The organism is Amycolatopsis sp. NPDC024027, assembly GCF_040638975.1.
Lineage (GTDB): Bacteria > Actinomycetota > Actinomycetes > Mycobacteriales > Pseudonocardiaceae > Amycolatopsis.
The window spans coordinates 442,889-458,888 of record NZ_JBEZYY010000003.1 but is presented as its reverse complement, the minus strand read 5'-3'; the positions used below and the strand labels follow the sequence as shown (position 1 = coordinate 458,888).

Sequence of the window (16,000 nt, the reverse complement as noted above, 5' to 3'; positions counted from 1 at the left end):
CGGGCAGCGGCATTCCTAGAATGGGAGTTCACGCCCGCACGAAGCCGGGCATCGGCGCGAGCGCGGGGGCGAGCAAGACCATGGCGGACACGGAACACGGCGAACTGGTGCCGCTCGGCGAGGGCCCGGTCGCCCGAGTGCTGGCGGGGGTGCACGGCACGACCGGCGAGGCGTTCGCGCTCAAGGTGTACCCGGGCAAACTGGATCGCCGGACCCGCACCGAACTCGACAAGGAATTGAGCGCGCTCGCCGCATTGCGCGAGCTGGGTACCGCGCTGGTACCGGACGAGGTCCGGGAACTCGCCGACGGCCGCTGCGGGATCCGGATGGAGCTGTGCGCGCAGTCGTTGCCGGAACTGGTCGCCGCCTTCGGGCCGCTGTCGATCACCGACACGTTGGCGCTCGGCGAAGCCCTCGCCACCACCCTGGCCCAGGCGCACCAAGCCGGGCTCGTCCACGGCGGTGTCACGCCGGGCAACGTGCTCTTCCGGGCGTCCGGCGCCCCGGTGCTGGCCGACTTCGGCTTGACCCTGCGCCAGGCCTTCCCCCGCGACCTCGAAAGCGGCGTCGAATACCTCGCGCCCGAAACCCTGCGCGACGGGACGCTCGACGAGCGCACCGACCTGTACGGCCTCGGCGCCGTCCTGTACCTCGCGCTGTCCGGGCAGCCTCCGCACCAGGGCCGCCCCGGCGAGCCCGCGGCCGCGGTGACGCTGCGCGTCCTCAGCGGCGACGTTCCCCCGCTCAACCGAGCCGATCTGCCCGCCGGCCTCGCTCATCTGGTGTCGGCACTGCTCGCGGTCAACCCGGACGCGCGGCCGATCGACGCCGCCCTCGTCGTCACCCGGCTCGGCGCGATGATCGGCCCCGCCGTCCCCGGGAACCACCCCGCACCAAGCCCTTCCCCGGCCGTGCTCGCCCGGCCGCGACCGCTCGGCGAGCTGGTGGTCGAGTACGGCCCCACGACCGGCACGCCTCGCAAGCGCCGCACCGCGCTGACGGTCGCGGCCGCCGCGGGCGCGGCCGCGCTCGCCGTCGTCGCGGTGGTCGTCCTCACGAACCGGCCGGAGGAACTGAGCGTGCCCCCGGCACCGGCACCCACGACCGGCCGGCCGGCGCCGTCGCCGGCGGCCGCGCGGATCGACTTCGCGACGCCCGCCGACCACGACACCTATGTGGACCTCAGCTGGCGCGGCAGCACGCCGGAGCTCGTCTACGCCGTCGTCGTCGCCCCGGAGGGCAAGCCGAACCACACCGAATACGTGCAGCGCGAGACGAATCACCGCGTGAACGTGGAGCCGTCCCTGAAGTACTGCTTCGTCGTCCAGGGCACCGACGGCTCGACGTCGGTCCAAAGTGCACCCCAGGGCATCCGCGACGCCCGCTGCACGCAGTAGGCGTCCCGGGGCCTCAGCCGGGCGGCCAGGTGTACTTGGCGGAGGAGACGCCGTTGTCCGAGGTGACCCAAGCCTGCTTGCCGACCGCGCCGAAGTCGAACGCCTCGAAGGTGACCGCACCGTTCGAGTCGGTGGTGAACGAGCGGCCCCCGTTCGAGTACTCGCACCCGCAGTGCGGCGTGAAGTGGAACGCGGTGTTGGGTGCGAATCCACGCACCACCACGTGCATCTTGGCGCAGTCCGGTGCCGAACACTCCCCCGGGTCCGGCTCGTAGGTCCCGGTCTTCCCCCGGGTCACCGTGATCGTCGGTTTCGGGACCGCCGGGCCGGCCACCTTCGCCGTGGCCGGCGTCCCGCGCCCGGCACTGTTCTCCGCGACCACGGTGACCGTGTAGGTGATTCCCGCGCGCAGCCCGGGAATCACCGCGGACCGCGCGGTGCCCCCCAGATCCGCGGACCCCGCTCCGGTGCCGGACGACGGCTGCCACGCCACGTGGTACGCCGTGACCTCGGCCCGGTTGTCGGCCGCCGCGCCCCAGCTGAGCTGCGCATCACCGCCCTGCAGCCGCGCGGTGAGCCGGGCCGGGATGCCCGGCGGGCTCGGCGGGAGGGGCTTCTGTTGCTGGGTCACCGGCGGGTCGGTCTTCCGCACCGGCGGAGACTGCTGCTTCGGACCGTCCGCCCGCACGTCGGGTTTGGCCTTCGGCGGTTGCTGGGCCGGTGGCTGCTGGGCCGGCGGCGGCGGGGGTGACGTCGGTGGTGCCGAGGTGGCGGGGGCAGGAGCCTTGTCGGCGGCGACCGGCACCTGGCTGACCTGGCCGTCGGGGTCGACGACCAGGACGTGCTTGCCCTCCCCGCCGTCCACGTAGACGCGCTTGTCGTCGCCGCGCACCAGCTGCGGGGTGCCCGATTCCGGCGGGATCGCCGTGGCCTGACGCGGATTGCCGTCCGCGCCGTAGGTGAGCACCTGGTGGCGGGTCAGATCGAGGAGCACCACCGAGGACGCACTCGCCGCCGGGTTCGAATAGACGCCGTCGGGCAGGCCGACCTTGATCGGCTGCGCGGGCGCGCGCCCGGCACCGGGCACGCCGGCGTCGAGCAGGTACAGCTGCCGCTTTTCCGGCTCCAGCACGGCGATCCGGCCGTCGGCGTCGGCGGGAGCGATCTGCGCCGCCGGCGAAAGGTCGGTCCCGATCGCCACCGGTTCGCCCGGCGCGTCCCCCGACACCTGCCGGATCGTGTCGGTCGTCGTGTCGACGAACACCGCGCGGTCGCCGGCGACGCTGAGCCCGCCGGTGTGCCCCGCGCCGAGATCGTCCCGGCAGGCCACCGTGTCCGCGTCCTTCGCCAGCCGGCACAGCGCGCCGGAGTCGAGGCGGTTCAGCCAGAGCGTGCCGTCGGGGGTGGCCACCGGGGCACCGAGCGGACCACCCGCGGGCAGCGTGGTGAAGCCGCTGCCGAGCCGGACGACCCGGCCGGCTTCCCGGTACACCAGGTACGGGCCGCCGGAGGCTTCCACGAGCGCCGGCCGTTCGCCGGACGGCGGGGTCAGCGTGCGGTCGACCGACAGGTCCGACTTGCCGAATTCGATGATGGCGGACTTGCCGATCACGTACCCGCTCGTCGGGCCCTGCACCACCTGGCTGCCCGGTTCGAGGCCGGCCACGGGCACCTGGGCATCCACGCTCTTGGCCGAACCGTTGACGAACAGCACCAGGTTGAGGGCCGGGCTGGCGATCCAGTGCCCGGCCTGCGCGAGCTCCAGCCCCGGCAACGGCGAAGCGCCCCCGGACACGGCCACCCCGATCAGCACCGCGCAGACGCTGACGAGCGCGGTCATCGGAAGCCGGCGGAGTCCCCTCTTACCCACCCGGCGATCGTAGAAAATCCTGGTACACGAACCGGCCCGGTCGAATACATTTCCTGCTCGGGTGCGCGCTGAACGTGACACTCATGCCTCCGGCAAACTCAGTTCGAAGATCGCGCCGCCCACTTCGGCGTTGTAGACGCGCAGGACACCGCCGTGCGCCTGGGCGACCCAGCGGACGATGGACAGCCCGAGCCCGCTCGACCCGGCACCGCTGGTGAACCGGTCGAACGTCTCCTCGGCGACCGCCGCGTCGATCCCGGGCCCGTGGTCCGCCACCGTCACCCGGCCGCCCGCCACGGTGATGTGCACGATCGCCTCCGCCCCGGGACGCCGCCCGTGGCGCATCGCGTTGTCCAGCAGGTTCCCGATGGCCCGCTGGACCAGCGCGGGGTCGGCGAGCACCTTCGTCGGGGCCACCGTCACCGTCACCTGGGCGTCCTCCTTCGGTGTTTCGTCCACCACGCCGGTGACCAGCTGATCGAGCCAGACCGGCTGGATGGCCAGTGACTCGACACCCGCCGCGAGCCGGGCGCGCACGAGCAGGCCGTCGATGATGCTGCCCATCCGCCCGGCCAGCCGGACCGTGCGCGGCAGCAAGTCCGCGCGTTCGGCCGGGTTCCGCAGGGCCGTTTCGGCCAGCGCGCGCAGCGCCGCCACCGGGGTGCGCAGGTCGTGCGCGGTTTCCGCGAGCAGGACCTCCTGCTGTTCCAGCGCGGCCGTCGCGGGCCGGATCGCGCGCCCGGACAGGACGTGCCCCGCGACCCCCAGCGCCGCGACGAGCAGCACGCAACCGCCGCCGACGAGCAGCACCAGCCGATCGTGGTCCGCCTCCTCGCCACGGGCGTCGGCGACGACAACCACCGCGCCGGCGTACTGGCCGGCGGTGTTGCGGAACGGTTCCGCGCCGATCCTGACCAGCTCTCCGCCGGTCCCGCTGCCGTAGCCGGTGAGGACGGCTTCACCCCGGACCGCCTCGTTGGCCCAGGCACGCAGCTTGGCCGGGTCCACCGGGACGCACGTCCGCGCGCTGGTGAAGCCGGCGAACCGGCCCGCGCCGGCGGGCAGGACCACGAACTGCGGGCACTGGCCGCTCACCGGGTCCTGGCCGACCAGCCCGGTCACGACCTCGTCACCCTCCTTGACCAGCCGGGTGACCGCCGCGGTGACCCGGCTGGTCCGGCCGTCCAGGCGCACCTCGCGCTGCTGCGCGTCGGCCTGGACCGCGAGCCAGGCGAACACGATGAGGCCGGCCGCGTTGAGCCCGGTGAACAGCCAGGTGAGCACCCGGCGCAGGTGGCGCAGCCGGTCGGCCGCCGATCGCCTCACCGGGTGGCCAGCCGGTAGCCGCGCCCGCGCACGGTGAGGATCAGCTCGGGTTCGCGCAGCTTCAGGCGCAGCCGCCGGACGACGACGTCGACCACATTGGACATCGGATCGGTCCGGCTGTCCCAGCAGTGTTCGATCAGCTCGTCGCGCCCGACAGCTTGCCCGGGCCGGGCCAGCAGGACTTCGAGCACGGCGAACTCCTTGCCGCTCAAGGTGAGCAGCGTCCCGGCCCGGCGGACCTCGCGGCGAGCGCAGTCCATTTCCAGGTCGTCGTGGCGCAGGACGGAGGGCCGTCCCGAGCCGGACCGGCGGCACAGCGCGTTCACCCGTGCGGCCAGTTCGGCCACGGCGAACGGTTTCACCAGGTAGTCGTCGCCGCCGTGGTCGAACCCGGCCACCCGGTCGTCGAGGCTGTCGCGGGCGGTGAGGAACAGCACCGGCACCGCCCAGCCCTCCAGGCGCCGCCGGTGGACGTAGCCGATCGAGTCGCCGTCGGGCAGCATGCGGTCGAAGACGGCGCAGTCGTGGTCCGCGGCCGCCAGCTCGGCGTGCGCGCCGGCGAGGTCACCCGCCTGGCCGACCCGCAGTCCGGACGCGGCCAGCTCGGTGGTCACCGCCACCCGCAGGTCCTCGTCGTCCTCCACCACCAGCACCCGCGCGGCTGTCATCGGAACCTCATGTGCGTCGCGCGATCGTGGGCGTCAGACGGAGCGGGGGTGTGAGCATGGTGCTCTTCCAGGTCCTGGGACCACTCGAGGTGCGGGGTCACGACGGTCTCGTGTGCCGGCTCGGCGGCGGCAAGCCCGTCGCGGTGCTCGCCGCACTCCTCGTGGAGCCCGATGCGTGGATCGCGGTGGACCGGCTGATCGCAGCCACCTGGCCGGAACCGGGCGCGCCGGCGTCGGCCGAGGCCAACCTCAAGACCTACGTGTGGCGGCTGCGACGGCTGTTGCCCCGCCACGAAGACGGCGCGCGCATCGAGAGCAGGCCCGGCGCCTACCGGCTGCGGGTCGCTCCGGGCGAGCTCGACGCCCACTGCGCCGCCGAAGCGGCCGAGAGCGCCCGGCACGCGCTGGCCGCGGGTGCGGCGGAGACGGCGTTCGCACTGGCCACCGAAGCGCTGGGGCACTGGTGCGGGCGGCCGTTCGAGGGATTGGACCTCGACCTCGGCGACACCGTGGCGAGGCTCGACGACCTGCGGCGTGAGCTGTGGGCGTGCCTCGCCGAGGCACAGCTGGAGCTCGGCCGCACGGCCGACGCCGTCACGACCCTGCGTTCCCTCACCGCCGACGATCCGCTGCGGGAAGACGCGTGGGCGCGGCTGGTCCGCGCGTGGCACGCGCTGGGACGGCCGGCCCAGGCCCTCGCCGCGTACCACGAGGCACGCCGCGTACTGGCCGCCGAGCTGGGCGTCCGGCCGGGGCCCGAGCTCGCGGAGGCGCTCCGGGCGATGCACTGCGGCGCCCGCCCCGCCGAGCGGCCGCCCCGGCGCGAGCTGCCCCGCGACACGCCGTTGTTCACCGGCCGCGCCCGGGAGCTCGAGCTCCTGGACCGCGCGTGCACCGGCAACCCGCGGGTCGCCGTGGTGACCGGCCCGGCCGGGGCCGGCAAGACGGCCCTCGCCGTGCACGCGGCGCACCGGCTGGCCGCACGGTTCCCCGACGGCCAGTTCTCCGTCGCTCTGCACGCGGCGGGCTCGCCGGTGCCGGTCGCGACGGTACTGGCCAGGCTGCTGCACGGCATCGGCATCCCGCCCGCGCTCGTCCCGGCCGACGCGGACGAACGGGCCGCGCTGTGGCGATCCGAACTCGCGTTCCGGCGCGTGCTGCTGCTCTTCGACGACGTCGCGGACCCCGCGCAGGTGGAGCCGCTGCTGCCCGCGACCGGCCCGAGCGCGGCGCTGATCACCGGCCGGTCCGAGACCCTGCACGTCGACGGCGCGGTCCGCGTCCGGCTCGGGCCGATGACCCCGGCCGAGGCGGCGGCGCTGTACCGCGCGGCGGCCGGAGAACGCGGCGCCGTCGCGGACGAGCCGGTCGTCGCCGCGACCGTACGGCGCTGCCACGGCCTTCCGGCTGCCCTGCGCGAAGCCGCGGCGACCGCGGGCACGCCACCGATCGCTCCACTGTGGACGATCCGGCGGCGCGAACCCGGGAAGGTCGCGTGAGCCATGGGTGTCCACGACGAGTTGAGCGATCGGGAACGGCAGCTGCTCACGCTGCTCACGGCCGGCTACACCGACGAGTCGGCGGCGGTGCGGCTGGGTATCTCGGTACGCACCGTGCGCCGGCTGGTCTCCGGCATCATGAACCGGCTCGGCGCGCGAAGCCGGTTCCAGGCCGGGGTGAAGGCGGCCGATCGTGGCTGGCTCCTCGACGCGGGCTGAGTGGCCGATCACGCTACGCTGCGCAGCATGCGTGTGCTGGTCACCGAAGACGACGAGAATCTCCGGGTGGCCGTGGAGGCATCCCTGCGAGGCGCCGGATTCGCGGTGGACGTCGCCGCCGACCTGCCCGAAGCCGACGAAGCGGTGAGCGTCAACGCCTACGACTGCGTGGTGTTCGACCGGATGCTGCCCGCCGGCGATTCGCTGGCCTACGTGACGGGCCGCCGCCGGAACGGCTGGGGCGTGCCGGTCCTGTTCCTCACCGCGCGGGACACCGTGGCCGACCGCATCGCCGGGCTGGCCTGGGGCGACGACTACCTGGTCAAGCCGTTCGCGATGGCCGAGTTCCTGGCCCGGGTGCGGAGCTTGTGCCGGCGCAGCGGCACCGGCCCCGCCCCCGTCCTGCGGTTTTCCGACCTCGAGCTGGACACCGGCCGCCACGAGGTGCGCCGCGGCGGCGTCCTGCTCACGTTGACCCGCAAGGAGTTCGCCGTCCTGCGGCGCCTGCTCGCCACGCCGGGCGAACCGGTCCGCCGCGCCGACCTGCTGGCCGCCGGCTGGGACGAGCTCATCGCCCCCACCACCAACGTCCTGGACGTCCTCATCCTCCAGTTGCGGGGCAAACTCGGCGAACCACCGGTGATCCACACGGTCCGCGGCATCGGTTACCTGCTCGGCCGGGCCGGGCGGCCGGATCAGCGGCGCGAGTAGGCCGGGCGGCCGGGAAACTGCCGCCGCCGTCATCCCGGGGACAGCGGCGGATCGGGGAGCTCGAGCCATTCCAGGTCCATCGGCACCAGCGTCGTCGACAACACCAGCTCGCGAAGCAGGTTCACGGTCAGGGTCAGCCCCACCGGCTCCCCGACCTCCTCCCGCCGCAGCCCCTGCACCCCGGCGTCGGAAAGCCGTTGCCGGACCCGGGAAACGAGGTGCTCGACGCGCTTGACCGTCCAGTTCTCCTGCGGCCGCCGGTCGGCGAGCTCGGCGGCCGCCTGCTGCCGGGACAGCGGCAGCGGCTGGGGGTCGTAGCCGAGGTAACGCTGCCCGAGCACCGCCAGGACGAGGTGCTCCTCCCGGGACAGCCGCCACCGTTTCGGCGGCGCCGTCGGGTGCGTCGGGCGGCCCGTGGCGACACCGGTCTCGCCGTCCGAGACGAGCAGCTCCAGCACGTGCTCACGAGTACCGCGCAGGAACAGCGCGGTGTAGCCGCCGGCCAGCGGCAGCGGTTCGCTGTCGCGGTGCAGCAGGACGCTGTCGGACAGCCGGATCGGCGAGCGGCCGGTGTTGCGCAGCCACCATCGGTCCCCTTCGCGCAGGAGCAGCCCGTGGACCCGGCTGATCCGCACGTCTTCCTCGCCGACGCAGACGTCCACCTCCAGCCGGTTGCGCCCGAAGGTCACCCGGCTCCCGGGCGACGGCGGCACGGCGACGCCACCGGTGACGGTGAGCGCGCTCAACGTGCCCGGTACCGTGTCGGCGACGCCGTGGCGCAGGCTGCGCCGGCGGTGCGGGTCGAGGCGTTGGGTGGTCACGGCCACCTCCGTTCGTAGGCGCCGATGTCGAAGCCCGCGCCGGCGGGCCGGGCAACGCCGTCGAGGTCGAACGCGGGAGCGTGCCGCGGGCTGCCCGTGTCGATCGCGGCCGAGCCCGCGGCGAGGTGGTAGTCGCCGCGGGCCGGATCGGCGAAGCCCGGGTTTCCGGCGAAGTTGTGGTCGGCGACGAACGGCCCGGCGTCGACCGGTCCGTCACCGAACACGTTGTTCCGCAAGGTGTTCGTCCCGGTGAACCGGTCCGCGTCGATCAGCAGGGAGCCGCGGGTGTTGCCGGCGAAGGTGTTGTTGACGATCTTCAGGTCGCGCATGGTCCCGGTCGACTCGACCCAGAGGCTCAGCCCGGCCTGCGCGTTGCCGGTGGACAGGTTGTCGAAGACCCGGATGTCCGAGAGAAGGCGGTTTTCCGAGTAGTCCTCGACGGCGAGGCCGATCCCGGCCTTGGTGGCCTCGCGGGTCTCGCCGACGACGTTGGCGTAGACGTCCACAGTGGACGATGAGTCGACGTAGACGTCCGGTCCTCGGTTGCCGGTGACGACGTTGTGGTGGATCCGCACGCGGGCGGCTTCGTCGTACTTGACGTCGATGCCTTCCTCGCCGTTGCCGTGCACGCGGCAGCCGGACACCTCGACGTCCGACGAGCCCGAGGCGACGGTCAGCGCTTCGTGGTCGGCCGAGGTGCCGCGGGAGTTGGTGCCGCGGATGTCGCAGTTCGCGACGCGCACCCGCCGCGTGCCGACCAGCACCAGCCCGCCGTCCCGGGAGCCGTCGACGCCGAAGCGGTCGAACACGAGGTCGTGCGCGCCCTCGGCGTACACCCCGAAGCCGGTCGAGCCGGACACGGTCACGTCGGTGAACTCCAGCCAGCCGTGCCCGCCGACGGCCAGCAGCCCGGCCGGGCCGCCGGTCCCGGTCAGCACCGCGGTACCGCCGGTGCCGGTGAACCGGATCGGGCGGCCCGGGGCGCCGTCGCGACGGATGGTCAGCCCACCCGGGTACGTGCCGGCCTCGATCGCGACCGTGTCCCCCGGACGGGCCCGGTCGGCCGCGGCCTGGACTCCCGCGTACTCCCCGTGCGGCCCGACCCACCAGGTCCGGGGCACCGGTCCGGCGGCCCCCTCGGCCGTCGGACCGGCCATGGCCGCCAGGAGCGCCACCCCGGCCAGTACCCGTATCGCCACTTCTCGTCCCGTCTCCTCCGGCCCGCGGATCCGGGCCGGCTGCCCCTTTCTAGCCGAGGCGGCCGGGGACCGGTCCCCGGTTCACGGCAGCCGCCGGACGAGGACCTCCGCCAGCGAGCGCGCGGTCGCGCACAGCGCGTCCCCACCGGCGGCCGTGGTGTCCTCGACGGAGACCTTGACGACCTCCTCCCGATCCGGAGGGGTGCCGTTCAGCACCGGCAGCGCCGGGGTGTAGAGGCGGTGCACCACCATGACGGCGCACTCCGGGTGGCCGCCCGGCACCGGCGCGACGACGGCGGTGCGGTTCCCGACCTGGATCCGGTCGCCCGGCACGTCCTCGTCCTTCTCGATCGGCCACTCCCGGCTGAACTCCACGCTGATCGTGCGCGGATCGTGCTCCCAGGTGCAGTGCCAGCCGCCGAACCCGCGATCCGGCTCCTTGGCCCGGCCCAGCACCCGCGACAACGTGTCGGCGTCGAGCAGGCCGCAGGCGTCGACGTGGGCCAGCGACCAGTCCGGGAGCGGCTGGGCGCGCCGCGGCAGGGGCCCGTTGGCGAGCGCGGCGAGCACACCGGACAGCACCGACTCCGAGAAGGAGCACACCGGCGCGTCCTTCGCGCCGTCGTCCAGGGCGCGTGAGGTGACGACGATCCGGTTGGCGTCGGCCAGCGAGATGGCGCGCTCGCAGGAGCCGTCATGGATCTCCGGATACTCGATTTCGCCCATCTTCCCGGGCACCGGCGGCCGGGGCGGGTACCGCAGCGGGCCGGTCAGGTCGAGCCGGGTCTGCACCTGCGCGGTCTTGCCGGCCAGCGTGGTCGTGACGACGCAGGTGCCGAAGTTCAGCACCTCGGGATCCACGAACGGCCGGCCGAACCCGGTGAGCGAGTTGAGCGAGATCGCCGCGCACGGGTCCGTCCCGGCCGGGTCGGCGCCGAGGGTGTTCGGCCCGGCCGGGGCGGCGGTGGTGGTGGTCGTCCACAGCGGCCGCGCGAGGACGAACCCGGCCACCAGCGCGGCCACCGCCACCACCGCGGCCCCGGCGAGCAGCCGGCGGCGCAGGCGGCGACCGGGTCGACGTGGAGGCGCGGGCGCATCCGCCGTGAGCAGGGTGACCACCTCGGCGGCGCCGGGCCGGTCGGCCGGGTGCCGGGCCATCAGCGCGGCGAGCACCGGCGCGAACGATCCGGCGCGCTCGGCGGGCGCGGGGCGGCCGGCGGCGGCGCGGCGCATCTGCGCGAACGGGCCGTCCTCGCCCGAGCCCCACGGCGACCGGCCTTCGATCGCGGCGTAGAGGGTGGCCCCCAGCGAGAAGACGTCCGAGGCGGGCCCGGCTTCGGCGCCGTCGGCCACCTCCGGCGCGACGTACCCGAGCGTGCCCGTGAGCTGGGCGCCGCCGGTGCGGGTGACCTCGGTCCAGCGGGCGATGCCCAGGTCGGTGAGCTTGGCGACGTCGTCCGCGGTCACCAGGACGTTGCCCGGTTTGACGTCGCGGTGGACGATGCCGCGGGCGTGCATGTCCGCCAGCGCCGCGGCGAGCTGCGTGCCGATCCGCCGGACGCGGTCCTCGGGCAGCGGCCCCCCGTCGTCGACGAGCTCTTCGAGGCTCCGGGCGGCCAGGTACTCCGTGACCAGCCACTGAGCGTCCCCGTCGGTGACCGTGTCGAACACCGTGACCACGTTCGAGTGCAGCAGGCCGGCCCCGATCCGCGCCTCGCGCCGGATCTGCCCGGCGTCCTCCCCCAGCGCTCGTTTGAGCGTCACCTGCCTGCCGAGCTCCAGATCGACCGCTCGCCAGACCACGCCCATGCCACCTCGGCCGAGCTCCTCCTCCAACCGGTACCGGTTGGCCACGACCCGCCCCATGCCCACGCGGGCAGTGTACGAAATCGCGTATCGGCTCGCTGACCCCGCGTCACCGTGAAACGGCGCAGCGGCGGCGCGGCCGGCAGACGGCGCCGCCGAAGCCACGGTGGCCTGCGGCTCGTGCGGGCACCGGTTGCGGGTGTTCAGCCCCGCCCGGCGCCGATGGTGGAAACTGGCCTGGGCCGGGCCGTGCAGGGGCCGCGTCAGCCGAGACTCCACCGCTGGTTGCTGCCGCCGTTGCAGGACCACAGTTCGACCGGGGCGCCCTCCGCGGTGGAACCACCGGTGACGTCCAGGCACAGCCCGGACCGCGCCGCGGTGACGGTGCCGTCGGGGTTGACGTTCCACTGCTGGTTGGCCTGGCCGTTGCAGGACCAGACGATCACCTTGGTCCCGGGACTGGTGCCCTGGCCGGAGGCGTCCAGGCACAGCGGCGTGCCGGCCGGCGTGACGGTCAGCTGGGCGGCGGCGGTCCGCGTCCACGTCTGCCCGGCCCGTCCGTCACACCCGCCGATGGTCACCTGCGTGCCCGGGGTGCCGGCCGAGGGCGCGGCAAGGCACTTGGCCGCGCCCACCGCGTGCAGCGGGCCGGTGGTCCCGTCCCCCGGTGGCGTGCTGCCGCCGGGCACGTACGGGCACTTGGGCGTGTAGACCGAGATGGAGCGGGGGTCGGGTGGCGCCGGGCACAGGAAAGCCGGGTACCGGGTGTCGCTGTCCAGGAAGGTTTTCAGCCACGGGATCAGCAGTTTCATCTCGACGTTGTTGGGGTGGGTGTAGTAGACGTGGTCGGCGCCCGCGATCTGGGCGAAAACGCTCTGCGTCGAGGCGGGCATGGTGGCGTAGAGACCGCTGAGGTAGGACGGTGTGACCACGCTGTCGTTCTGCCCGCCGAGCACCATCGTCGGCACCCGGTCCGTGGCCAGCGACAGGTTGCCCACCGGCGAGCCGGGCGCGAGCCCGATCGCGGCCTTGAGCGTGGGCCGGTTTTCCGCCGCGAGCACCGCCCCGGCCCCGCCCGCCGAGTGGCCGAGCACCGCCAGCCGGTTCGGGTCGACCCGGTCGCGCACCGGGCTCTGCGTCGTCAGGTAGTCCAACGCGGCCAGCAGTTCGGTACCGCGGGCGTCGGCGCTGTCGGTGCGGGTGCTGGTCTCCACGCCGATCACCACGAACCCGAACGAGGACAGCCACGGCCCCATCCACGCTTCCTCGTCGGCGAACAACGCGGAATAGCCGGGCACGATCGCCAGCGCACCCCAGGTCCCCAGGCTGGTGTCGGTCGGGTAGTACACCCGTCCGCCGTTGAACCCGTGGCCCGCCGGCACGCTCGCCGACGCCGTCGCGAACGGACCGGTGCTCGATTCGATCATCGCCACCGTCGGATCGGGGCCTCGCTGGTACGGATTGTCCGCCGTGCTGCCCCCCGGCCGGGCGAGGGCGGGCCAAGCCGTGAACACGGCCGCGGCCAGCGTGGCCAGGATGGCCACGACGATTCCGGTCGCCCGGGCCGGTGTCACGCCTCGTTGCATGCTCGCCTCCAGCGCCACGCGGACATTTCACCTCAGCGTGACAAGACGACCCCGCGACTTCAACAACGACCGCGCACCGGCGGAACGACCGCGCCGGCACGTCGGCGGATCACCGCTGGTCACTCACTTGTTTCGATCCGCTCGACGCGGCCGCCGTCACCCGGTTACCCGGTCACGGCGGGGAAAGTTTCAGCGCAGCAAGGGTGCCGCGGGTCCCGGCCCGCTCATTTCGCGAGCAGGGTGAGCAACCTCGCCACTTCGTCGCGGACCGCGTCCCGGCCGGGAGCCAGGTAGCGGCGGGGGTCGGTGATCGTCGCGTGTTCCCCGAGCGTGGAGCGCACCGCTTCGGTGAGCACCTGGTTCAGCCGCGTGCCGATGTTGACCTTGACGATGCCGCTCGCCACCGCCCCGCGCAGTCCCTCGTCGGTCACGCCGGAGGAACCGTGCAGCACCAGTGGAACCGGGACGCTCCGCGCGAGCGCGGCGATCAGCCCCTCGTCCAGCACCGCACTGCGGTCGGTCATGGCGTGCGACGAGCCGACGGCCACCGCCAGCGAGTCCACGCCCGTCGCGGCGGCGAATTCGCGGGCCTCGCCGGGGTCCGTGCGCACGCCGGGTGCGTGGGCGCCGTTCTTGCCGCCGATCTCGCCGAGTTCGGCCTCGACGCGGCAGTTCGCGGCGTGGCAGCGTTCGACGACCGCTTTCGTCCTGGTCACGTTTTCGGCGTAGGGCAGCGCGGCGGCGTCGAACATGACGGACGTGATGCCGAGGTCGAGTCCTTCGTGGATCAGCCGCTCGTCCTCGACGTGGTCGAGGTGGACCAGCACGGGCACGGTCGCGTTCGCGGCCAGGCGCAGGCAGGCGGCCGCGAACGGCGCGAGGGAACCGTGGTAGCGCACGGCGTTCTGCGAGATCTGCAGGATCACCGGGAGCCCGCTCAGCTCCGCGCCGGCCACGACGGCCTCCGCGTGCTCGATCAAAATCGCGTTGAACGCCCCGATCGCGCGCCGTTGCGCTCGCAGGTCGTCCAGCAAGGCGGCCCAGTTCATCGCATCCTCTCCGCTTTCACCACACGAATCCACCGGCCCCTGGCCGCGACATCGATCTCGCCGGCCACCGGCCGCAGCACCGCCGCCGCCGACGTGGCGACGACGTCCGCCAGCGCCACCGGCCAGTCCACTTCGGACGTTCCACCGGCGTCACCCAGGTGCCTCGCCAGCGCCGCGGCCGCGGCGTCGCCGGCACCGGCCGGATTGCCGGTTACGACTTCGGCCGGCCGCGCGCGCCAGGCGCCCCTCGGGGTGACGGCGATCGCGCCGTCGGTGCCGAACGTCGCCACCACGGCCGAGGCTCCCTCGGCGACGAGGTCGTGACAGGCGTCGGCCGCCGCCCGGGCCGGGCCGGTCAGTTCCGCCAGTTCGGTCTCGTTCGGCATGAGCACCGCCCCGCTGCCCGCGGCGAAGCGGAGAGCGGCGCCGGAGACGTCGGCGATGACCGGCACCTCGTGCCGGACGCACAGCCGGGCCAGCTTCGCGGGGACGTCGGCGGCCAGCCCGGCGGGCACGCTGCCGGAGATGACGACGGCGCCCGCTCCGGCCGCGAGCTCGGCGCGAAGCGCATCGACGATGCCCGCTTCCGCGGGTTCGCCGGCCGGAAAGCCGTTCTCCTGCAACATCGTCGTGCCGTCGGCGCGGGTCACCACCGCGACGGTCCGCCGCACCGCGGGCAGCGCGGGCACGAGCCGGTGCGCGAGGCCGAGCCGGTTCAGCCCGGCCCGGAACTCGTCCGGCGCGCCGGTGGTGGTCAGCGCCAGCGCCAGGCTCTCGCCGCCCAGCGCCCGGACCACCGCCGCGACGTTCACGCCCTTGCCGCCGGCGCGCGACCGGACGTCCGGCACCCGCACGGTCTCCCCCACGCGCAGCACGTCCACCCGGTAGGTCACGTCGATGGCGGGGTTCAGGGTGACGGTGAGGATCCGCGGCGTCACGGCACCGCGCTGCCGGGGACCAGCTCCGTGGACTTTTCCGCGCGGTACACCATCAGGGTCGAGCCGGCCAGGGCCAGCACGATGCCCGCGATCTGGAACACGGTGGGAGCGGAGCCGAAGAGCAGCAGCGACAGGACGACGGTCAGCACGGGGGCGAGCGCGTTGGTCACCGGCGCCACGATCGACGCCTTGCCCCGGCTCATGGCCATCACCAGGAACAACGCGCCGACCGAGTTGAGCAGCTGCGTGCCCGCGGTGAGCGCGGGCGCCTGCCACGGGAACGCCAGCGGCAGCCCGCCCATCATCAGCACGGCGACCGGGATCAGCAGGAGCCCGCTGATCGTCATCCAGCCGAACGTCGAGGCGTCGTCCACCCCGGCGAGCGCCGCCTTGCGCATGAAGAACGCCTGCACGCCCCACGCCACGCAGACCCCGACCGCCAGCAGCAGGTAGAGCCACCCGTCTCCGCCGGCCTCCCCGGTGGAGACGGAGAACAGGACCACGGCGACCAGCGCGAGCACCACACCGGCCCACGACCACCCGCCGAGCCGCTCGCGCAACGCGCCGAGCGCCAGCAGCACCGTGACAGCGGGCGAGAGCGCGACGATCGGGAAGATCACGTAGGCGGGTCCGATCGTGAGCGCCTTGAACAGCACCAGCTGGCCGCCCGCGCCGGTGAGCCCGATCAGCAGCCCGTACCCGGCGGCGACCCGGCCGCGGTCGAACTTCCGGCCCCGCAGCGAAACCCACGCGGGCACGAGCATGGTCAGCGCCCAGAGCACGTAGACCATCGGGTCGGGGTAGTCGTAGAGCTTGGTGGGCAGGCTGGAGAGGGCTCCCCAGACGCCCCAGAACACCACCAGCAGTCCCGCGTACGGGATCCAGCTGTTCGTGCGGGTGAAAGACATCTC

At 73.8% G+C, this 16,000-nt stretch carries 14 protein-coding genes; 4 read left to right on the top strand and 10 right to left on the bottom strand.

Going from position 1 to position 16,000, the window contains the following annotated elements; genetic code table 11:
- Window positions 1-20 precede the first annotated feature (20 nt).
- A complete protein-coding gene (locus tag AB0F52_RS11455) occupies window positions 21-1,397 on the top strand; it encodes a protein kinase (RefSeq protein WP_360167996.1) in 1,377 nt (458 codons plus the stop codon).
- 13 nt (window positions 1,398-1,410) lie between these two features.
- On the opposite strand, the gene AB0F52_RS11450 is transcribed toward AB0F52_RS11455, so the two are convergent.
- From AB0F52_RS11450 to AB0F52_RS11440, 3 genes are all read right to left on the bottom strand, one after another.
- The gene (locus AB0F52_RS11450; RefSeq protein WP_360167993.1) at window positions 1,411-3,267 is read right to left on the bottom strand and encodes a fibronectin type III domain-containing protein; all 1,857 of its coding nucleotides are present in this window, start codon (window positions 3,265-3,267) and stop codon (window positions 1,411-1,413) included.
- An 81-nt stretch (window positions 3,268-3,348) separates the two neighbouring features.
- Window positions 3,349-4,593: a HAMP domain-containing sensor histidine kinase gene (locus AB0F52_RS11445; protein ID WP_360167990.1), complete on the bottom strand. Its 1,245-nt coding sequence runs from the start codon at window positions 4,591-4,593 to the stop codon at window positions 3,349-3,351.
- Window positions 4,590-5,261 carry a response regulator transcription factor gene (locus AB0F52_RS11440; protein WP_360167987.1) on the bottom strand — a complete coding sequence of 224 codons (672 nt, stop codon included), beginning with the start codon at window positions 5,259-5,261 and terminating at the stop codon, window positions 4,590-4,592. The genes AB0F52_RS11445 and AB0F52_RS11440 overlap by 4 nt, the downstream gene beginning before the upstream one ends.
- Window positions 5,262-5,317: 56 nt before the next feature.
- On the opposite strand from AB0F52_RS11440, the gene AB0F52_RS11435 reads away from it, so the two are divergent.
- Genes AB0F52_RS11435 through AB0F52_RS11425 form a run of 3 tightly spaced genes read left to right on the top strand, consistent with a single transcriptional unit; the run spans window position 5,318 to window position 7,690 of the window.
- Window positions 5,318-6,760: a BTAD domain-containing putative transcriptional regulator gene (locus AB0F52_RS11435; protein ID WP_360168299.1), complete on the top strand. Its 1,443-nt coding sequence runs from the start codon at window positions 5,318-5,320 to the stop codon at window positions 6,758-6,760.
- A 3-nt stretch (window positions 6,761-6,763) separates the two neighbouring features.
- Window positions 6,764-6,979, top strand: coding sequence for a helix-turn-helix transcriptional regulator (locus AB0F52_RS11430; RefSeq protein WP_360167984.1), 216 nt, complete (start codon window positions 6,764-6,766; stop codon window positions 6,977-6,979).
- 27 nt (window positions 6,980-7,006) lie between these two features.
- Window positions 7,007-7,690: a response regulator transcription factor gene (locus AB0F52_RS11425; RefSeq protein ID WP_360167981.1), complete on the top strand. Its 684-nt coding sequence runs from the start codon at window positions 7,007-7,009 to the stop codon at window positions 7,688-7,690.
- A 29-nt stretch (window positions 7,691-7,719) separates the two neighbouring features.
- Here AB0F52_RS11425 and AB0F52_RS11420 read toward each other — a convergent pair whose 3' ends face one another.
- The 7 genes from AB0F52_RS11420 to AB0F52_RS11390 form a co-directional block, all read right to left on the bottom strand.
- Window positions 7,720-8,511, bottom strand: a complete 792-nt coding sequence (locus AB0F52_RS11420) for an FHA domain-containing protein (RefSeq protein WP_360167978.1) — start codon at window positions 8,509-8,511, stop codon at window positions 7,720-7,722.
- A complete protein-coding gene (locus AB0F52_RS11415) occupies window positions 8,508-9,710 on the bottom strand; it encodes a right-handed parallel beta-helix repeat-containing protein (protein ID WP_360167975.1) in 1,203 nt (400 codons plus the stop codon). Before AB0F52_RS11415 ends, AB0F52_RS11420 begins: the two co-directional genes overlap by 4 nt.
- 81 nt (window positions 9,711-9,791) lie before the next feature.
- Window positions 9,792-11,576 carry a protein kinase gene (locus tag AB0F52_RS11410; protein WP_360168296.1) on the bottom strand — a complete coding sequence of 595 codons (1,785 nt, stop codon included), beginning with the start codon at window positions 11,574-11,576 and terminating at the stop codon, window positions 9,792-9,794.
- Between the two features lie 203 nt (window positions 11,577-11,779).
- Complete coding sequence (locus AB0F52_RS11405; RefSeq protein ID WP_360167972.1) at window positions 11,780-13,102, bottom strand: RICIN domain-containing protein; 1,323 nt, start codon at window positions 13,100-13,102, stop codon at window positions 11,780-11,782.
- A gap of 224 nt (window positions 13,103-13,326) precedes the next feature.
- On the bottom strand, window positions 13,327-14,151 hold the full coding sequence (locus AB0F52_RS11400) for a class II fructose-bisphosphate aldolase (protein ID WP_360167969.1): 825 nt from the start codon (window positions 14,149-14,151) through the stop codon (window positions 13,327-13,329).
- Entirely contained in the window at window positions 14,148-15,089 is a 942-nt protein-coding gene (locus tag AB0F52_RS11395) for a PfkB family carbohydrate kinase (protein ID WP_360167966.1), read from the bottom strand. Before AB0F52_RS11395 ends, AB0F52_RS11400 begins: the two co-directional genes overlap by 4 nt.
- On the bottom strand, window positions 15,086-15,997 hold the full coding sequence (locus tag AB0F52_RS11390; protein ID WP_360167963.1) for a DMT family transporter: 912 nt from the start codon (window positions 15,995-15,997) through the stop codon (window positions 15,086-15,088). The genes AB0F52_RS11395 and AB0F52_RS11390 overlap by 4 nt, the downstream gene beginning before the upstream one ends.
- Window positions 15,998-16,000 lie beyond the last annotated feature (3 nt).

Excerpts from the sequence above, each read along its gene's own strand:
- AB0F52_RS11455 (WP_360167996.1), top strand. The coding sequence starts at position 21 with ATGGGAGTTCACGCCCGCACGAAGCCGGGCATCGGCGCGAGCGCGGGG.
- AB0F52_RS11440 (WP_360167987.1), bottom strand. The coding sequence starts at position 5,261 with ATGACAGCCGCGCGGGTGCTGGTGGTGGAGGACGACGAGGACCTGCGG.
- AB0F52_RS11435 (WP_360168299.1), top strand. The coding sequence starts at position 5,318 with ATGGTGCTCTTCCAGGTCCTGGGACCACTCGAGGTGCGGGGTCACGAC.
- AB0F52_RS11430 (WP_360167984.1), top strand. The coding sequence starts at position 6,764 with ATGGGTGTCCACGACGAGTTGAGCGATCGGGAACGGCAGCTGCTCACG.
- AB0F52_RS11425 (WP_360167981.1), top strand. The coding sequence starts at position 7,007 with ATGCGTGTGCTGGTCACCGAAGACGACGAGAATCTCCGGGTGGCCGTG.
- AB0F52_RS11410 (WP_360168296.1), bottom strand. The coding sequence starts at position 11,576 with ATGGGGCGGGTCGTGGCCAACCGGTACCGGTTGGAGGAGGAGCTCGGC.
- AB0F52_RS11405 (WP_360167972.1), bottom strand. The coding sequence starts at position 13,102 with ATGCAACGAGGCGTGACACCGGCCCGGGCGACCGGAATCGTCGTGGCC.
- AB0F52_RS11400 (WP_360167969.1), bottom strand. The coding sequence starts at position 14,151 with ATGAACTGGGCCGCCTTGCTGGACGACCTGCGAGCGCAACGGCGCGCG.
- AB0F52_RS11390 (WP_360167963.1), bottom strand. The coding sequence starts at position 15,997 with ATGTCTTTCACCCGCACGAACAGCTGGATCCCGTACGCGGGACTGCTG.